Annotated in this window: 20 protein-coding genes; 17 read left to right on the top strand and 3 right to left on the bottom strand. The window is 44.4% G+C overall.

Going from position 1 to position 18,076, the window contains the following annotated elements; all coding sequences use genetic code 11:
• Positions 1-197: 197 nt before the first annotated feature.
• From nhaA to L1D21_RS03060, 5 genes are all read left to right on the top strand, one after another.
• Positions 198-1,373 carry a Na+/H+ antiporter NhaA gene (gene nhaA / locus L1D21_RS03040; RefSeq protein WP_239843749.1) on the top strand — a complete coding sequence of 392 codons (1,176 nt, stop codon included), beginning with the start codon at positions 198-200 and terminating at the stop codon, positions 1,371-1,373.
• Positions 1,370-1,753 carry a hypothetical protein gene (locus L1D21_RS03045; RefSeq protein ID WP_239843750.1) on the top strand — a complete coding sequence of 128 codons (384 nt, stop codon included), beginning with the start codon at positions 1,370-1,372 and terminating at the stop codon, positions 1,751-1,753. Before nhaA ends, L1D21_RS03045 begins: the two co-directional genes overlap by 4 nt.
• Positions 1,754-1,782: 29 nt before the next feature.
• A complete protein-coding gene (gene nhaR / locus L1D21_RS03050) occupies positions 1,783-2,691 on the top strand; it encodes a transcriptional activator NhaR (protein WP_239843751.1) in 909 nt (302 codons plus the stop codon).
• Between the two features lie 105 nt (positions 2,692-2,796).
• Complete coding sequence (locus L1D21_RS03055) at positions 2,797-3,036, top strand: succinate dehydrogenase assembly factor 2 (protein WP_239844178.1); 240 nt, start codon at positions 2,797-2,799, stop codon at positions 3,034-3,036.
• The gene (locus tag L1D21_RS03060) at positions 3,017-3,427 is read left to right on the top strand and encodes a protein YgfX (RefSeq protein ID WP_345773502.1); all 411 of its coding nucleotides are present in this window, start codon (positions 3,017-3,019) and stop codon (positions 3,425-3,427) included. The genes L1D21_RS03055 and L1D21_RS03060 overlap by 20 nt, the downstream gene beginning before the upstream one ends.
• A gap of 4 nt (positions 3,428-3,431) precedes the next feature.
• Here L1D21_RS03060 and nadB read toward each other — a convergent pair whose 3' ends face one another.
• Entirely contained in the window at positions 3,432-5,042 is a 1,611-nt protein-coding gene (gene nadB / locus L1D21_RS03065) for an L-aspartate oxidase (protein WP_239843753.1), read from the bottom strand.
• A gap of 199 nt (positions 5,043-5,241) precedes the next feature.
• On the opposite strand from nadB, the gene rpoE reads away from it, so the two are divergent.
• From rpoE to L1D21_RS03125, 12 genes are all read left to right on the top strand, one after another.
• Entirely contained in the window at positions 5,242-5,820 is a 579-nt protein-coding gene (gene rpoE / locus L1D21_RS03070) for an RNA polymerase sigma factor RpoE (RefSeq protein WP_239843754.1), read from the top strand.
• Between the two features lie 55 nt (positions 5,821-5,875).
• Positions 5,876-6,481, top strand: coding sequence for an RseA family anti-sigma factor (locus tag L1D21_RS03075; protein ID WP_239843755.1), 606 nt, complete (start codon positions 5,876-5,878; stop codon positions 6,479-6,481).
• Positions 6,482-6,536: 55 nt separating this feature from the next.
• The gene (locus tag L1D21_RS03080; RefSeq protein WP_239843756.1) at positions 6,537-7,472 is read left to right on the top strand and encodes a MucB/RseB C-terminal domain-containing protein; all 936 of its coding nucleotides are present in this window, start codon (positions 6,537-6,539) and stop codon (positions 7,470-7,472) included.
• Between the two features lie 5 nt (positions 7,473-7,477).
• Positions 7,478-7,945, top strand: coding sequence for a SoxR reducing system RseC family protein (locus tag L1D21_RS03085; protein ID WP_239843757.1), 468 nt, complete (start codon positions 7,478-7,480; stop codon positions 7,943-7,945).
• 119 nt (positions 7,946-8,064) lie between these two features.
• Complete coding sequence (lepA, locus tag L1D21_RS03090) at positions 8,065-9,855, top strand: translation elongation factor 4 (RefSeq protein WP_239843758.1); 1,791 nt, start codon at positions 8,065-8,067, stop codon at positions 9,853-9,855.
• Positions 9,856-10,244: 389 nt separating this feature from the next.
• Positions 10,245-11,162 (top strand): signal peptidase I, encoded by a 918-nt coding sequence (gene lepB / locus L1D21_RS03095; protein WP_239843759.1) that lies wholly within the window; start codon positions 10,245-10,247, stop codon positions 11,160-11,162.
• Between the two features lies 1 nt (position 11,163).
• Positions 11,164-11,838: a ribonuclease III gene (gene rnc / locus L1D21_RS03100; RefSeq protein WP_239843760.1), complete on the top strand. Its 675-nt coding sequence runs from the start codon at positions 11,164-11,166 to the stop codon at positions 11,836-11,838.
• Entirely contained in the window at positions 11,838-12,821 is a 984-nt protein-coding gene (gene era, locus L1D21_RS03105; RefSeq protein WP_239843761.1) for a GTPase Era, read from the top strand. The genes rnc and era overlap by 1 nt, the downstream gene beginning before the upstream one ends.
• 114 nt (positions 12,822-12,935) lie before the next feature.
• On the top strand, positions 12,936-13,631 hold the full coding sequence (gene recO / locus L1D21_RS03110; protein WP_239843762.1) for a DNA repair protein RecO: 696 nt from the start codon (positions 12,936-12,938) through the stop codon (positions 13,629-13,631).
• Positions 13,632-13,748: 117 nt separating this feature from the next.
• Positions 13,749-14,486 carry a pyridoxine 5'-phosphate synthase gene (gene pdxJ, locus L1D21_RS03115; RefSeq protein ID WP_239843763.1) on the top strand — a complete coding sequence of 246 codons (738 nt, stop codon included), beginning with the start codon at positions 13,749-13,751 and terminating at the stop codon, positions 14,484-14,486.
• Positions 14,487-14,596: 110 nt separating this feature from the next.
• Positions 14,597-14,995 carry a holo-ACP synthase gene (gene acpS / locus L1D21_RS03120; protein ID WP_239843764.1) on the top strand — a complete coding sequence of 133 codons (399 nt, stop codon included), beginning with the start codon at positions 14,597-14,599 and terminating at the stop codon, positions 14,993-14,995.
• A 151-nt stretch (positions 14,996-15,146) separates the two neighbouring features.
• Positions 15,147-15,674 carry an Mpo1-like protein gene (locus L1D21_RS03125; RefSeq protein ID WP_239843765.1) on the top strand — a complete coding sequence of 176 codons (528 nt, stop codon included), beginning with the start codon at positions 15,147-15,149 and terminating at the stop codon, positions 15,672-15,674.
• A 77-nt stretch (positions 15,675-15,751) separates the two neighbouring features.
• Here the strand turns inward: L1D21_RS03125 and L1D21_RS03130 are convergent, their stop codons facing one another.
• Positions 15,752-17,026 (bottom strand): CNNM domain-containing protein, encoded by a 1,275-nt coding sequence (locus tag L1D21_RS03130; protein ID WP_239843766.1) that lies wholly within the window; start codon positions 17,024-17,026, stop codon positions 15,752-15,754.
• 128 nt (positions 17,027-17,154) lie between these two features.
• Positions 17,155-17,943: a cytochrome c biogenesis protein CcsA gene (ccsA, locus tag L1D21_RS03135; RefSeq protein WP_239843767.1), complete on the bottom strand. Its 789-nt coding sequence runs from the start codon at positions 17,941-17,943 to the stop codon at positions 17,155-17,157.
• Between the last annotated feature and the right edge of the window lie 133 nt (positions 17,944-18,076).

Below are 18,076 nucleotides of genomic sequence, written 5' to 3' on the forward strand. Positions count from 1 at the left end.
AATTAATTGTGACTCCAATCACATAAACGTTTCTAGACTGATTTATTTCAATAAACTTCGAATTCAGTTGATTACACTGGCAGAGCCTACTACAGTTAATACATCGGAAATTTCGATGTTTAAAGCAGAGGCAAACGATTATTCAGTCTGGTTGCGTTCGGCTAGACTCAATAGATTGAGTGATTATGGAGTTATATATGGAAAAGGCTATCAGAAATTTTCTAAGCCAAGAATCTGCCGGCGGGATCTTGTTAATGGGAGCCGTAGTATTAGCTATGATTATGGCTAACTCGCCGCTTTCAGGGATGTACCAGGGTTTCTTACACATGGAGATGCAAGTTCGTGTCGGAAGCTTAGATATAGATAAAACCCTAATTCATTGGATCAATGATGGTCTAATGGCACTTTTCTTTATGTTGATTGGTCTTGAGGTTAAGCGTGAGCTACTCGAAGGTGCATTATCGACACGTGCTCAGGCTTCTCTGCCAACGTTTGCGGCTATTGGCGGGATGGTATTCCCTGCAGCAATCTATTTGATTTTTAACTATAGTGACCCGGTAACCCAGAACGGCTGGGCGATTCCGGCTGCGACAGATATTGCCTTTGCTCTTGGGATCATGGCGTTATTAGGTAATCGTGTTCCTGTTGCACTTAAGGTGTTTTTACTTGCCTTAGCGATTATCGATGACTTAGGTGTTGTGGTGATTATTGCTATGTTCTATAGCACGGATTTATCGACTATTAGTCTCGTTGTTGCAGCTGTGGCGATTGTCGTTTTAGTGGCTATGAACCGTAAAGGTGTAACGGCACTTGGGCCCTATGGTGTCGTGGGTTTAATCTTGTGGATAGCGGTATTAAAGTCAGGCGTACACGCCACGCTAGCGGGTGTGATTATTGCCTTCTGTATTCCTCTTCGAGCTAAAGATGGTAGCTCTCCGTCGGAACATTTGGAACATAGCCTACATCCGTGGAGCACTTTCATTATTCTGCCTATTTTTGCTTTCGCCAATGCAGGGGTTGATTTGTCAGGCATGAGTATTGGCGATTTAATGTCACCGGTTCCAGTGGGCATTGCGTTAGGCTTATTATTAGGTAAGCCATTAGGCGTAATGCTATTTAGCTTTATCGCGGTTAAGTTGAAGTTGGCTGTATTACCTGACGGTATGGGCTGGCGCCATATCGCACCGGTTGCCGTGATGTGTGGTATTGGTTTTACCATGTCGATGTTTATCTCATCGTTGGCCTTTATTGGCGATAGTAGTGGCTATGGTGATGTTGCACGGCTTGGTATTCTCACAGGTTCTATATTGTCTGCGGTAATTGGCTATTTCTGGTTGTCTAAAGTACTGCCTGAAAAAGGAGATAAAGCATGATAAAAGTGTGTTTAGCATTAGTGCTGAGTTTAGGGATGATATCGACAGCTTCGGCTTCACAGCTCGATGCTTGCAGTAAAAATACTGAAAGCGATATTTGTCATTCTTATCTTGAAGGTGTGGTCGATGGAGCTTTGATGTATAAGCCTAATGCCGTCGGAAAACGCCTCGAGGGCAATGGCTATGAATCTCGTGCATTAAAGTATCGCAGTGGTTCTCGTTTTCAACAAGCAAATCGCACCTATTGCGAAGATCGAATCCCAGATCGCGATGCTTTGGTGAGTGGACTTGTGGAAGCTTATTTGGCGGGTAGTATTAAAACGCCGGATGAATTAACCGAAGTGGTTTACAGCTTGATGGATTGCCAAAGACTGAAATAGTCTGATTGGCGGAGTGAATATCACCATTGATGTCCCATCTTAACTATAACCATCTGTATTATTTTTGGATGGTGCATAAAAAAGGCTCAGTCGCGAAAGCGGCTGAGACCCTTTGCTTAACGCCGCAAACGGTAACCGGTCAAATCCGCGTGTTAGAAGGTCGTTTAAATGGCAGTTTATTTAAACGAGTTGGTCGCTCTTTAGAGCCTACCGAATTAGGTGAATTAGTGTTTCGCTATGCCGATAAGATGTTTCGGCTTAGCTATGAAATGCTCGATATTCTTAATTATCAGAAAGACAATAATATCCTGTTTGAAGTTGGGATCGCCGATGCACTTTCTAAGGCATTAGCCAGCCGAGTATTACTCTCTGTGGTACCGAGTGATGGTTCGATGCAGTTAGCCTGCTATGAAGCAACTCATGAAAGCTTAATGGAGCGGCTACGTGCCCATAAGCTGGATATGATCCTTTCCGATTGTGCCGGCGAGTCGTTAAAGTATCCCGAAATTTTATCTAAGAAATTAGGTGAATGTGGCGTTGCATTCTTCTCTTCTGAAAGCTATTCGAAACCGTTTCCCCAATGTTTAGAGCAGGGTAAGTTACTGATCCCAGGTAAACGCACTTCGCTTGGGCAGCAGTTACACCATTGGTTTGATGAGAATGGCCTTAATGTGTCTATTCTGGGCGAGTTTGATGATGCAGCGATGATGAAAGCGTTTGGTTATTTCAACCGCGGGATCTTTGTCGCACCTTCCATCTACAAGCAAGATATCCTTGCTCATGACATGCATCTTTTAGGGGAAACCACGGATATTACCGAGGTTTACCATGTAATGTTTGCCGAGCGGATGATACAACATCCGGCGGTAAAAAGATTATTGGCCACCGATTTTTCAGATCTGTTTGGTGGTAAAGATCTCCAAGTACAACGATTTTAAATTGATGCCAGCTTAAAGCGTTACTGGTACACTTGCGCTGTTAAATTATGTGGCGCCAATTATGTGGGCGTAATGACAGATAAGGGAGAAGTTGTGTCTGAGCCAATGAATATTGCCAGAGTAAGATGGGCGTGCCGCCGAGGTATGCTTGAACTTGATGTGTTGTTTCAACCTTTTGTTGAGACTCAATATGAGTCGCTGTCTGCTCAAGATAAAGCCATATTTGTACGTTTGTTAGAGTGTGAAGATCCAGAGTTGTTTGCCTGGTTTATGGGACATGAAGTTTGCCCCGATCCACAATTAGCGCAAATGGTGGTTCAGGTTCGTGGCCGGGCGGCGCCATAGTTTCACCTTACTTTCCTCCTTTGACCAACGATTATCGTTGGTCATTTTTGCCGCTGTTTGCTTTACCTCTTTACTTGCTTGGCCTGCAATAAACCATCTTGCTATTACACTGTTTAAATGGCTTGTCGCTATCGGCTTAGCCATCTTCTTTATCCTACAATGGCTTAAATTAAAGCTATGGTCATTTGAGTTCTGGGTAGATGAAGCGGGGCAGGCCTCTTGCGATCAACTGGACGCACCTTGTCAGATCAAACTGCTGTGGATCAGTCCATTAATTTTAGTGTTTCAACTTAGAGATCTAAAACGTAAGCGGCTGGTGTTGGTGTGGCGAGATATGCTGGACGACACAAGTTATCGTCACTTGTGTCGTCTGCTATTACGATATGGTTGATGATTTAATCGGGCAGTAAAATGGTGGGATGTGGATTATCACTCTTTTCGGGGTGATCGATATTGTAATGTAAGCCGCGGCTCTCTTTACGCTCCATCGCACAACGTATGATCAGCTCAGCGACTTGCACCAGATTACGTAACTCCAGTAAGTTGTTACTCACTCTAAAGTTACTGTAATACTCCTGGATCTCTTGTTGCAGCATGGCGCAGCGGCGCAATGCACGCTCAAGACGCTTATCTGAACGTACAATTCCTACGTAGTCCCACATAAAGAGTCTAAGTTCATGCCAGTTGTGGGCGATAACAACTTCTTCGTCTGAGTTTGATACTTGGCTTTCGTCCCAAGGTGGGATATCACCAGGCATAGGGATTTTTGCTAATTGACTTTCAATGTCTTCACCGGCAGCGCGAGCAAATACTAAACACTCTAATAATGAGTTACTGGCGAGGCGGTTAGCGCCGTGTAAGCCAGTGTAAGCCACTTCGCCAATAGCATATAAGCCGTTGAGATCGGTCTGACCATGCAGATCTGTCATTACGCCACCACAGGTATAGTGCGCCGCCGGTACCACGGGAATGGCATCTTTAGTGATATCTATACCTAATTCTAAACAACGTTTATAGATAGTCGGAAAATGCTTTATCACAAAGTCAGCAGGCTTATGGGTGATATCTAAGTAAACACAGTCAGCCCCGAGACGTTTCATTTCATAATCGATGGCACGAGCGACGATGTCCCGTGGCGCTAATTCGCCGCGTTCGTCAAAGTCGGGCATAAAGCGAGTCCCATCGGGGCGTTTTAAATATGCTCCTTCGCCACGAAGTGCTTCGGTGAGCAAGAAGTTACGTGCATCGGCATGGTACAGGCATGTTGGGTGAAATTGGTTAAATTCCATGTTGGCGACACGGCAACCTGAACGCCAAGCCATGGCGATACCATCACCCGAAGCAATATCAGGGTTAGAAGTATATTGATAAACTTTAGATGAGCCCCCCGTTGCCAACGCGACAAAGCGTGCCTTGATGGTTTCGACATGTTCTTGATCACGATTCCAAACGTAGGCTCCTAATACTCGGTTACCTGGACGCTTGAGTTTACGAGAAGTAATTAAATCGATGGCGTTATAACGTTCTAGAACCTGAATATTTGGGTGGTTGAGGGCGCGATCTTGTAGGGTAACCTGTACCTCTTTACCTGTAGCATCGGCGGCATGAAGAATACGTCGATGACTATGTCCACCTTCTCGCGTGAGGTGATAAGGTGCATTGGATTGATCGCCATCGGCGGTTTCTTCTTTATCGAATGCGACACCGCAATCGATAAGCCATTCCATCGAACTCTTGGCATTTTCCGCGGTGTAAGTGACCACTTGCTCATCACATAGCCCAGCTCCCGCGACTAAAGTATCGGCGACATGAGATTCAATGGTATCCTCTTCATCGAAAACGGAAGCGATACCACCCTGTGCATAAAAGGTAGAACCTTCAGATAAAGGCCCTTTAGAGAGCAAAATAACCTTTGTTTTCTCAGCCAAATGTAGCGCTAAAGTTAGACCAGCAGCGCCGCTGCCGATCACCAAAACGTCAGAATGGTGTTCAACTACTTGTTTCATCAGGTATCATGATAAGTTATGTGGGTATTACCTATGGTAAACCAAGACAGAAAATATGGATACAGGTCTTGCGGTAGAAAATAAATTCATATTTAGCAATTTTTTTTAGAACTTTTTCGGTATGGGCTAGTCTACATATGTGAATATGATTCGAGCGACTGAGAAATCAGCATTTTAGATTTAGGAGTAGTCGGCTCGGATGAGTGGACAAATAAGTGATCAACAATTAGTTGAGCGAGTACAACAGGGAGATAAAAACGCTTTTAACCTGCTGGTACAAAAATACCAGAGTAAAGTAATCAATCTGATAGCAAGGTATGTTCGCAATCAGGCTGATGTGGCAGATGTTGCGCAAGAGGCGTTTATTAAAGCGTATCGTGCATTGCCGAATTTTAGAGGTGAAAGTGCATTTTATACCTGGCTGTATCGTATTGCAGTCAATACTGCAAAAAATCATTTAGTGGCACAAGGTCGGCGAACGCCTGCTAATGATGTCGATGCCGAAGAGGCGGAATATTATGACGGTAGTGATGCCCTGAAAGAGTTTGCCTCTCCAGAGCGTTTGATGTTGTCAGATGAGATCCGCAAAGTAGTATTCGATACATTAGATACATTGCCTGAAGAATTGAAGATGGCAATTTCTCTACGTGAACTCGATGGTATGAGTTACGAAGAGATTGCCAATGTGATGGAGTGTCCCGTCGGTACGGTGAGATCGCGTATCTTCCGTGCTCGGGAGGCCATCGATAAACAGTTACAGCCTTTGCTTCAACAGTGATCGCGGTAACAAAACAGTTTTATCTCAATACATTAATTTTATATATGGGTGATAAATGGATAAATTAGGTCAGGAATGGGTATCCGCTGCAGTCGACGGTGAAGTCGATGCGCAGGTATTGGCTGAATTAGCGGCTGATACGGATTCACATCAAGAGTGGCGTGATTATCATATGATCGGTGACGCAATGCGTGGTGAGCTGCCTAAAATGATCAACCTTGATCTGAGTGCCAGCATCGCAACCGCTATTGAGGATGAACCGACTATCATTGCGCCAAAAACTGCACAGAAGAGCGAAGCGGCTTCTGCTGGCAAATTAGCCAATGTGATCCCAATGTTTAAACAGTTTGGTCAATATGCCATTGCCGCTAGTGTCGCCTTAGTTGCGGTTGTTGGCGTGCAAAACTATAACCAAACAGCCGAACAAGATGCTTCACCATTACCCGTATTAAATACGCGTCCTTTAATTGGCAGCGCGTCTCCTGTGAGTTTACAGACTGGTCCTGTTCAGCAAAACCAGAGCATAACTAATGAACGTGTTATGGAGCAACGTCACCGCATCAACACCTATATTCAAGACCATATGCTGCAGCAAAGATTGAATAATAGTGCGAATATAGATGACAATAGCGACACAACACCGATCCCGGTGCCCCACTAAACGCTATTGAACTGGTCACATAATCGATGTGGCCAGTCTTTTTTAAGGAGTTAGCTTGCGTCTTATTTGGTTGGCCCTGTTAGTCTTCGCGCTCCCCGTTAGCGCTCAAGAAGAGTTGTCCGCCAAAGCTTGGTTAGAAAACATGAGTCAAGCTTTGAAGCAACGCGAATTCAAAATGTCTCTGATCCACCTTCAGTCGGATCACATTCGTCCCCTAGTGTATATTCATGGTCAGGTTGAAGATCAAGAAGTGGCTTTTTTAGAGCACCTCAATGGTCCACCAAAGAATGCCGTACGTGTTGGTAATACCGTTACTTTTATTGAGCATGATCAACCCGCATATAGCGTTGAAGCCGAACGTATACAAGGTGTTTTGCCTCCAGCTTTCGCTGGTGATATCAGCTCTTTAGAGGCGGGGTATCAATTTGTTTTAGGTGGTCGTAGCCGTTTAGCGGGACGCCCAGGTCAGTTAGTGCGCATTATCCCCAATGACGATTATCGTTATGGCTATCAGGTTTGGCTGGATATGGATACCTATCTGCCACTGCGTTATGACATGCTCAACTTAGAGAAACAATTGTTAGAGCAGATCTTAGTGGTCGAGCTGATTGTGCTTGATGATGCGCCAGCTATTTTACGTGAGGCTTATAAGCAAGAGTGGCCTGCAGTGGTTACACAGCGTAAACGTGCACAAGTGGATAACTGGACGTTTTCTTGGCTCCCTGATGGATTTAAAGTTTTAGTCAAAGATAATCATAGATTAATCGGCAGCAATGAAGCGGCGGAATATATTGCGCTTAGCGATGGTTTAACTAATATCTCTGTATATGTGGCACGTGCCAGTGAGGCTGCAATGCCAGACGAATTGATGACTCGAAATGGTCTCTCATTAGCCAGTGAACGCGTTGGCAATGCCGAAGTGGTTGCGGTGGGGAAAGCCCCTGCAGAAACGTTAGCGCGCATCGCTAAAAGCATTACTATCGAGCGATAAACATTATGATGGAAGAGGTGGCAACGGTTATTCGTGATGAGGGTAACGGTTGGATAACAGTTGAAGTCAAAGTAAAAAATGCCTGCAATCATTGTGATAATAATGATAGTTGCGGCACTTCAGCTGTGTCTAAGGCTTTCTCTCCCAAAGTGCAGCGTTTTGCTGTTGCCGCTGAAGGTCAATATCAGACTGGTGAGCTTATTAAATTAGGACTACCTGAAAGCGTGATTCTTAAAGCAGCGGCAATTGTCTATCTGTTACCGCTGGCAGGTTTGTTTATCGGCGCCGGTGTGGGACATTTCCTGATGACTCTGTTCGGCAGTACTGCAGTAGATGCTGGTTCCATTGTCACTGGGCTTTTAGGGGCTTTCTTTGCTTGGGATATGGGAAAGCGCTGGGCGAGTGCGTTAGAAGAGAATAGTCAGCCAATTATTATTTCCCGCCTAGGTCTACCGATCACCACCTCTGCTTAACTCGTTCTTAGCGTAATATTTGTTATCTGTCGCTGATTCCAATTGGTATTAGGTCGTTGATCGGGTACAATTCGGCACTTTTAGAACATTTTCAACTTCGAGTGTAGTCATTTCGCATAATGAAGCATATTAGAAACTTTTCGATTATTGCCCATATTGACCATGGCAAATCAACCCTATCTGACCGTCTTATTCAAGATTGCGGTGGCTTGTCTGACCGTGAAATGGCGGCGCAAGTATTAGACTCAATGGAGCTTGAGCGTGAGCGTGGTATTACCATTAAAGCGCAGAGTGTGACGCTCGATTATAAAGCTAAAGACGGTGAAACCTATCAGCTTAATTTTATCGATACTCCAGGCCACGTGGATTTCTCCTATGAAGTTTCGCGTTCATTGGCTGCCTGTGAAGGTGCCTTACTGGTTGTTGATGCCGGTCAAGGTGTTGAGGCCCAGACACTAGCAAACTGTTATACCGCATTAGAGATGGATTTGGACGTAGTGCCTATCCTTAATAAAATCGATTTACCGCAAGCCGATCCTGAGCGTGTTGCCGAAGAGATTGAAGATATTGTTGGTATCGAAGCTGCTGATGCGGTGCGTTGTTCTGCTAAAACTGGCGTTGGTATTACCGATGTTTTAGAGACAATTGTTGCGCAAATTCCACCACCACAAGGTGACCCTGATGCGCCATTGCAAGCTTTGATCATCGACTCTTGGTTCGATAGCTATTTAGGCGTTGTCTCATTAGTACGTATTAAAAACGGCAAGCTGAAGAAGGGTGACAAGTTTAAGGTAATGTCAACAGGTCAGACACACACTGCTGATCGTGTTGGTATCTTTACTCCAAAACAAACTGATACTGGCGCATTGAATACTGGCGAAGTTGGTTTTGTTATTGCGGGTATTAAAGAGATCCATGGTGCACCGGTTGGTGATACTTTAACGCTGGCTAAACACGGCGCTGAAAAGCCATTACCTGGATTTAAAAAGGTTAAACCGCAGGTCTATGCGGGTGTATTCCCTATTTCTACCGATGATTATGAGAACTTCCGTGATGCGCTCAACAAGCTGAGCCTGAACGATGCTTCCTTATTCTTTGAGCCTGAAACATCTTCTGCTTTAGGTTTTGGTTTCCGTATTGGTTACCTCGGTCTATTACACATGGAGATCGTTCAAGAGCGTCTAGAACGCGAATATAACTTGGATTTGATCACCACTGCGCCGACGGTAGTGTATGAAGTGGTTACCACCAAAGGTGAAACCATCTATGTTGATAATCCATCGGATCTTCCACCGATGAACAACATCGAAGAGATGCGTGAACCTATTGTTGAAACCAATATCTTAGTACCTAAAGAGTACTTAGGTAATGTCATCACCTTATGTGTTGAGAAACGTGGCTTGCAGACCAACATGGTTTATCACGGCAATCAAGTGGCCATCACTTACGATATGCCGATGGCAGAGGTGGTCATGGACTTCTTCGATCGCTTGAAGTCGACCAGTCGAGGTTATGCTTCACTGGAATATAACTTTAAACGTTTTGAAGCCGCAGACATGGTTCGACTAGATGTATTGATTAACGGTGACCGCGTTGATGCGTTAGCGATGATCTTGCATAAGAGCAACGTTCGTTATCAAGGCTTAGCATTAGTGAATAAGATGAAAGAGCTTATTCCAAGACAGATGTTCGATATCGCGATTCAAGCTGCTATCGGTAGCCAGATTATTGCTCGTTCTTCGGTTAAAGCGCTACGTAAAGACGTAACGGCAAAATGTTACGGTGGTGACGTATCGCGTAAGAAGAAACTGCTTAATAAGCAAAAAGAAGGTAAGAAGCGCATGAAGCAAGTGGGCAACGTGGAAGTTCCACAAGAAGCCTTCCTTGCGGTACTAAAATTGAACGAATAATCACTATTTGGTTAATATTTGTTAATAGTGATTAAGAATAAGCGCCGCGATTTGCGGCGCTTTCATTGTTTCAGTATAAAAGAGTATCAGTTTAAAAGGGACTCGGTATAAAAGCGTTTCGCTATAATACCAATCAAAGTAAATTAATGAGCAGCCTGCTTTATAAAAGAATGGGCGCAGGAAAAATTGTCGATAACAAGGCATAAATTGTAGTAACTAGTTATTCTAATTACAAAATTTACAACACGGTTATCGGCGATTTTAACTAGCAAAAGTGATCAGATAATTACTGCGATTGGTATAACAATAGCAACACGATACAGAGGCGCTTTTTAGGTATTTGGCAAGAGGTCAGATACACAGGTTTTATTTCCAGGAGTTAGTTAGCTATGGCAGCTTATTTTTCGCTTATTTTGGTCTTGGTGACGTTAGGCAGTGGTTTGATCTGGATGTTCGACGCATTTGTTTTGGCACCTAAGCGTCAACAGAAGCTGGCAGTTGCTCAAGCCTCACAAGCTGAAATTAGTGAAGAGAGTGCAGAGAAGATTGTTCGAGAGTCGGCATTGGTCGAAACGTCACGCTCTATTTTTCCGGTTATCGCCTTCGTATTGATCTTACGCTCATTTCTTTATGAACCATTTCAAATTCCATCTGGCTCTATGATGCCAACCCTATTGGTCGGGGATTTTATTTTAGTTGAGAAGTTTAGCTATGGTTTAAAAGACCCTGTGTGGCGCAGTCAGTTGGTGGAAACAGGTAAACCTAAGCGCGGTGATGTTGCGGTATTTAAATATCCTGAAAACCCTCAGATTGATTACATTAAGCGTGTCATCGGTTTACCGGGTGATCGGATCGTATACCGTAATAAAGAGCTTTATGTTCAGCCTGCTTGCCCAGAAGGTAACAGCGACTGCCCGGGGCTTGAAAAAGTGACCCGTGTTGGTGTCAATCAAGGTGAGTTCAATCAAGACAATATTCCACTGCTACGATATAAGGAACAGCTTGGCGATGTCAGCCACGATATCTTAATTAATCCAGGTCGCAGAGAGCCTACGTCTTATTATTATCATGAGAAAAATCTAGATGTGGGCGAGTTTATCGTGCCTCAAGGGCAATATTTCATGATGGGTGATAACCGTGATAACAGTACTGATTCGCGTTTCTGGGGCTTTGTACCCGAAGCGAATTTAGTCGGTAAAGCCGTTGCTATTTGGATCAGTTTCGAATTTGAACGCCGTCCATCTGACTTCTTACCCGCTTGGATACCAACAGGCGTGCGCTTTAATCGTGTAGGCGGAATTATTTAACATGGAACCGATTAAAAACTGGCCGCGTTTATGTCGAACCTTGGGTTATGAGTTTGCCCAGTTAAACTTATTGGAACAGGCGTTGACGCACAGAAGTGCGGCGAGCAAGCACAATGAGCGCCTTGAGTTTTTAGGTGACTCCATTTTATCGATTGTGATATCAGATGCCTTATATCATCAGTTTCCTAAGGCGACAGAAGGGGATTTAAGCCGAATGCGTGCTACGCTCGTGTGCGGCAAGATGTTAGCTGAAATCGCTAAAGAATTTAAGTTAGGTGATTACCTTAAACTGGGTCCTGGTGAATTAAAAAGCGGTGGTTTTCGTCGTGAGTCTATTCTGGCTGATGCTGTCGAAGCCATTATTGGCGCGATTTATCTCGATGCAGACTTAGAAACTTGCCGCCCATTAGTGCTTAACTGGTATCAGAGTCGTCTGGCGACTATTGAGCCAATTAACCAGAAAGACCCTAAAACCCTGTTGCAGGAACATCTGCAGGGATTTAAAAAGCCTTTGCCGATTTACACTGTGGTGCATATCAGTGGTGAAGCCCATGCGCAGACCTTTACCGTAGAGTGTAAGGTTGAGCAACTCGATGATGCGGTAGTGGGCATAGCCAATTCTCGCAGAAAGGCGGAACAGATAGCCGCGGCAAAAGTGTTGGAGCAAATTAAATAATGAGTAAACCTGAAAAGCCACAAGATCCGAGTTTAGATGAACTACTTGCTCGAATGAACAGTGGCGCAAGTGGCAGCCAATACGATGTGACCTACTGCGGTATGGTTGCCATTGTGGGGCGTCCCAATGTGGGTAAATCGACCCTGCTTAACAAGCTGTTGGGGCAGAAGATCTCAATCACTTCTAAGAAACCACAGACGACACGCCACCGAATTATGGGGATCCATACCGAAGGTCCACGGCAAGTGGTGTTTATCGATACCCCAGGTTTACATATTGATGAAAAGCGTGCCATTAACCGTTTAATGAATCGCGCCGCCTCGAGTTCATTGGCAGAAGTTAGTCTAGTGGTATTTGTTGTCGATGGCCTCAATTGGACCGAAGATGATGAAATGGTGCTGAAAAAGCTCCAGAGTCGTGATGACGGCCGTAAGACTGTACTAGCGATCAATAAAGTAGACAATATCAAAGACAAAGAAGCGCTGTTTCCACACCTACAACAGTTAGCGGCTAAATTTGAGTTTGATGAAATTCTGCCTATTTCCGCGACTCAAGGCACCAATGTGCAGCGTATCATGGATATGGCGATTGAATCGGTACCCGAATCTCCGCATTATTTCCCTGAAGACTATGTGACCGACCGTTCACAAAAGTTTATGGCTTCTGAAATTGTGCGTGAAAAACTGATGCGCTTCTTAGGCGATGAATTGCCTTATGACGCCACGGTTGAGATAGAGCAGTTCAAGATGATGGAAAATGGCGTCTACCAGATCAACGCCTTAATCTTGGTCGAACGTGAAACACAAAAACGCATGGTGATTGGTAACAAGGGCGAGCGTATTCGTACTATTGCCACTCAAGCGCGGCTAGATATGGAAGTGTTATTTGATAACAAAGTCTTTCTCGAAGTCTGGGTGAAAGTGAAGTCTGGCTGGGCCGACGATGAACGAGCATTGAGGTCGTTGGGCTATGGCGAAGATTAACCTGTTGCAGATTAACCGCTGATAGTTATACCTAAGTTTAGTAAAAGGCCGAGATAATTTATCTTAAATAGATTATCTTGGCCTTTATTGTATTCATCAATTGAGTAGGAACAGATGCAGCGCGGCTATGTGCTTCATACTCGGCCATACCGAGAGTCTAGCGTACTGGTTAACCTTTTAGTCGACGGCCAAGGCAGAGTCGACTGTGTTGCGCGCTTAGGTAGCGGTAAGTCATCGATTAAGAGCATCTTGCAGCCATTTCAGCCGCTGTTATTTCAATTGTCGGGACGAAGTAACCTTAAGAGCTTGTATCAGGTCGAAGCGGCCAGTCCAGCAGTGCCCTTGAGTGGTGAAGTCAGCTTTGCTGGCTTTTATCTTAACGAGCTACTGGTGCGTTGTTTGAGCGTCGAACATGGCGCAGAGCAGTTCTTCTTTAGCTACCACAAAACTTTGATGGCAATGGCGGCTGAGTTTAATCAGGCGCAGTTACGCTATTTTGAGGTGGAACTGCTAAAAGAGCTTGGAGTGATGCCATCGCTGCAAATCGATACCTCACAATCGGCTATAGAGGCCGATTATTATTATCGCCTGCTATCGGAAGAGGGCTTCACGCCCGCCTTAGGACCTAAACTTAATCATTATTCAGGACAGATGCTGTTGGCGCTCGATAGTGGCCAATTACATAGCGATGACTTTATGCAGGCTAAATTATTGATGCGGCAATTATTGTCGGCGGTTTTAGGTGATAAACCGCTGAAGTCGCGTGCGTTATTTGGTAAAGGGGCGATAAAGTCGCCAATCGTAAAATAAGCTGATTTTACGTCGTTTTCAGCCGCTGCTTTTGTTGTCGCTTTCCCTCTGGCTTTAGTACAATAGCGGTAATTAAATCCACAATCACTTTACATCATAATAGGTTAAGGACACAGCATGAGCCGTATTCATTTGGGCGTTAATATCGATCACATAGCCACCTTACGTCAGGCTCGTGGCACCAATTATCCCGATCCGGTTCATGCCGCTGCTGTTGCTGAACATGCTGGTGCAGAAGGTATTACGGTTCATTTGCGTGAAGACCGCCGCCATATTTGTGACCGTGATATTTATCTGCTGGCCAAGACCATCAAGACGCGAATGAACTTTGAAATGGCAGTGACAGATGAAATGCTCGATATCGCCTGTGAAGTCAAACCCACCTACGTTTGTTTGGTGCCTGAGAAGCGAGAAGAACTGACAACTGAGGGCGGCCTTGATGTTGCGGGCCAGCAAGATAAGATCCGTGCAGCAGTGGCAAGACTAAGCGAACAGGGCATTAAAGTCTCATTGTTTATCGATGCCGATAAGGCGCAAATTGACGCCACTCTTGCCGTAGGTGCTCCTGTGATTGAGCTTCATACTGGCTGTTATGCCGATGCTGAAACTGACGAAGAGCAAGCTAAAGAGCTTGCTCGTATAAGCGAAATGGCAACCTATGCTTATAGCAAAGGCTTAGTGGTGAATGCCGGTCATGGCTTGCATTATCATAATGTCAAAGCTATTGCGGCGATTCCTGAGTTGTATGAACTTAATATCGGCCACGCGATTATTGCCCGTGCCGCTATCGATGGTTTGGACACTGCAGTGCGCGATATGAAGCAGTTAATGGTCGAAGGCCGTAACGGCGAATAGCAATATCAAAGGCGAGTTTTAACTCGCTTTATTGGTTTATCTTAAGAGTGTGGCAGTTAACTATTGGTTTAGTTGCCGCCTCTTAGTGTAAGGGGTTTTAAGGAGCTTTCATGATCGTCGGCATAGGTACAGACATCGTCGAGATTGCGCGCATTGAAGATAGGGTTCCTCAGGCCGGTGAGGTTGGGGCGTTAGCAAGTTGTCGTTTGGCTAAACGAGTGTTGACAGAATCAGAATTGACCATCTTTATCCATTCCGCGCAGCCCGGACGTTATCTTGCCAAACGTTTTGCCGCTAAAGAAGCGGCGGCAAAAGCCCTTGGGACAGGGATTGGCCGTGGTGTCTCTTTTCAACATATCACCATTAGTAATGACACTAATGGTGCTCCTTTAATTGACTTTTCTGCTGGCGCTGCCGAGCGCTTACATGTTTTGGGTGGTGTTAGAGGCCACCTCTCTATTGCCGATGAAAAGCACTATGCGACCGCGACGGTCATTTTAGAGTCTTAAGCTTATCCAACTACTGGACTTCCCTGGACAGTAGTTAAACAATCGTTTAAGTTGAACTTTCACTGAAAAATTCTACACTTAGCAGTTCAATGCTTGTTGTTTGATGTCTTGTTAAATGTATTTTGAACTTATTCGATAATGGAGCATATTGATGAAATCGGCTGTAGAACAGTTATCTACTTATAAGAGTGTTCATCTTAATCCCACCAATATAAAGAGTCACTTTGTGGGGGTGCCACTGATCATTTGGTCTGTGTATTTAATTTTAAACCTTATTCCTGCCAGCCTCGAAATAGAAGATGCTTTCTTTAATGCTGCCGGGGTGTTTACCTTAGTGGTGTTGGCCTACTATTTTATATTGCATACCAAAATTGCATTGGGGTTAACCCTGTTTATATTACCTGTGCTGTATACCTCCTATTTAGCATCGAAGTTAGCACATGCTTGGTGGCTAGCATTGGCAGTGTTTTTGATAGGTTGGATCATTCAGCTGATTGGCCATAAATATGAAAAAGCGAAGCCAGCATTTATGGACGATATTAATCAGTTAGTTATTGGTCCGTTTTTCTTAATGGCTGAATTGTATTTCATGTTGGGGTTAGAGCCGGAGTTACATAAACAGATCACTCCGTTAGCAATAGCTAAACGCAGAGCCATGAATAAGAGTTCACAGGAGTAGCAGGAAGCTGCAGAATTAAAAAAAAAGGCGCTTACAGCGCCTTTTTACTTTTACTATTCGAGAGCGGTGTAATAATTTTAGCCTTTAGGACGTTGATAATGCTGTGGCATCACGCGTACGCTTTTAACCATGTTTTCACTTACTTCAACCACTTCTAGTGGATAACCGGCAATACGCATCGAGGTGTTAGGTTCAGGGATCTCTTCGAGATATTCGAGGATTAAACCGTTAAGGGTTTTAGGTCCGTCGATAGGGAATTCCCAGTCCATCTCTTTGTTGAGTTCGCGGATGTTTATAGTGGCGTCAATCAGGTAACTGCCATCTTGTTGCTTATTAATATCTTCACTCGGAGTCGTGATCATCGAAGTGGTAAAGTCACCGACAATCTCCTCGAGAATATCTTCTAACGTCACCAAACCTTGAATATCGCCATATTCATCGACCACAAGACCTATGCGTTCTTTATTACGCTGGAAGTTGGCCAACTGTACGTTAAGTGGCGTGCCTTCTGGGATAAAGTAGAGCTCTTTTACTGCCCGTAATAGTGAAGACTTGCTGAACTGTTCTTTTGATTGCAGACGTAAGGCATCACGTAAGTGAACGAAACCCACGGCATCATCTATGGTATCGCGATAAAGTAAGACTCGTGTATGAGGGCTTTGGATTACCTGTTTATTGATGCTTTTAAAATCGTCATTAATATTGATGGCATACAGTTCTGAACGTGGGATCATGATGTCTTCAACGGTGACTTTTTCTAGATCCATAATCGATAGTAACATCTCTTGATGTCGTCTTGGGATCAAGGCGCCAGCTTCATGTACCACGGTGCGAAGTTCTTCTTGGCTTAAAGCATCATCCTCTTTAACTGAGCGGATCCCCATGATGTGCAGGAAAGTCGAGGTAATGAGGTTGACGATTTTTACCAGCGGCGATAATACCGTTAATAAGAATTTCAGCAGCAGGCTTGAAGGAAATGCGATGCGTTCAGGATGCATGGCCGCCACCGTTTTTGGAGTGACCTCAGCAAATACCAAGACGACTAATGTCAGCACACCCGTAGCAATAGCTACTCCCACATCGCCAAAAAGGCGGATACCGATAATGGTTGCGATAGCCGATGCCAGAATGTTCACTAAGTTATTGCCGATTAGAATAAGTCCAATCAGACGGTCAGGCCTATCCAGTAATTTAATGGCTCTTTTAGCCCCTTTATGACCGTTATTAGCAAGGTGGCGTAAACGATAGCGGTTGAGCGACATCATAGCGGTCTCTGAACCAGAGAAATACGCAGAGATAATAATGAGTACGAAAAGGATTATTAGAAGTACGCTGGTGGATATTGCGTCCAATCAGTTGCCCCGCTTTGGCGATGAAAATTGCTGTAAGGAGTAGTAAATACAGCGATTTGAGTTAAGAGTCAAGCCGCCCGCAGCGTTACAGCTTTTAGGCGGCAATAAAGAATAGGGATAAATGCAGCTTAAGTTAAGATCAATTCTTTGACAATTCTGGCGCCGAAATAGGCAAGTGAAAGCAAAATGGCTCCCGCCAGTGTATATGCCACTGCAGTGCGAATTTTACAGCCGACCCAGTATTGTTGCGCCAGCATGGCAATATAAGTGAACCAAGCCATGATTGAAAGGATTGCCTTATGGCCCTGGCCATCGGCGAACATATCATCGAGGAAGATAAAGCCGGTTGCCAAAGACAGACTCAGCAAGACCACACCAATAATTACGAGATGGTATAACTGTTTCTCTACTGTCATTAATGGTGGGATCACCGGACTCAACATCAGCTGCTTTTTCTTCAATTTATTTTGAATTATCGACAGCTGAATGGCGTATAACGCTGCAATCATCAAAGCACTGTAGGCCATCAGTGATAACACTACGTGGGCAAGCACTTCAGGATGCAGTTCAAAGTGGATGATAAATTTAGGTGGCAATAACCATAATAGTGCAACGGAAATCACCGAGCAGGCGTATACCACTGGCACAACCACAATCACTTTTAGGCGGAACATTAAAATGGTGAAAGTGAAAGCGATGATCCAGTTCACCATGGAGATTACATTGGTTAAGCTGAAGTTTTGGCCATTGCCGGTAAAGATGGCTTGATAAAGAGCGGCAGCATGCAATATTACCGCGATGGCTGCAAACCCTGCTACGGCTTTGCGATTAGGACCATCGGCGTGAAACAAACGTGTCACCACTAAGATCAGGGCGATACTGTAAAAAAATATGGCTGAAGCCGAAAAAATAACCATCGATAATTAACCTATCGTTATGTTCGCTTTGTTATCAGTAAAAGTAAGCCGTTAGAAGGCAAAATTTACATTACTTATTACCACTAGAATAACACGACAGCGATATAAATTGGCAGAGGCTTTACACACAAAA

The sequence above is a fragment of the Shewanella sp. Isolate11 genome (assembly GCF_022398315.1).
In the GTDB taxonomy this organism is placed as follows: Bacteria; Pseudomonadota; Gammaproteobacteria; order Enterobacterales; family Shewanellaceae; genus Shewanella.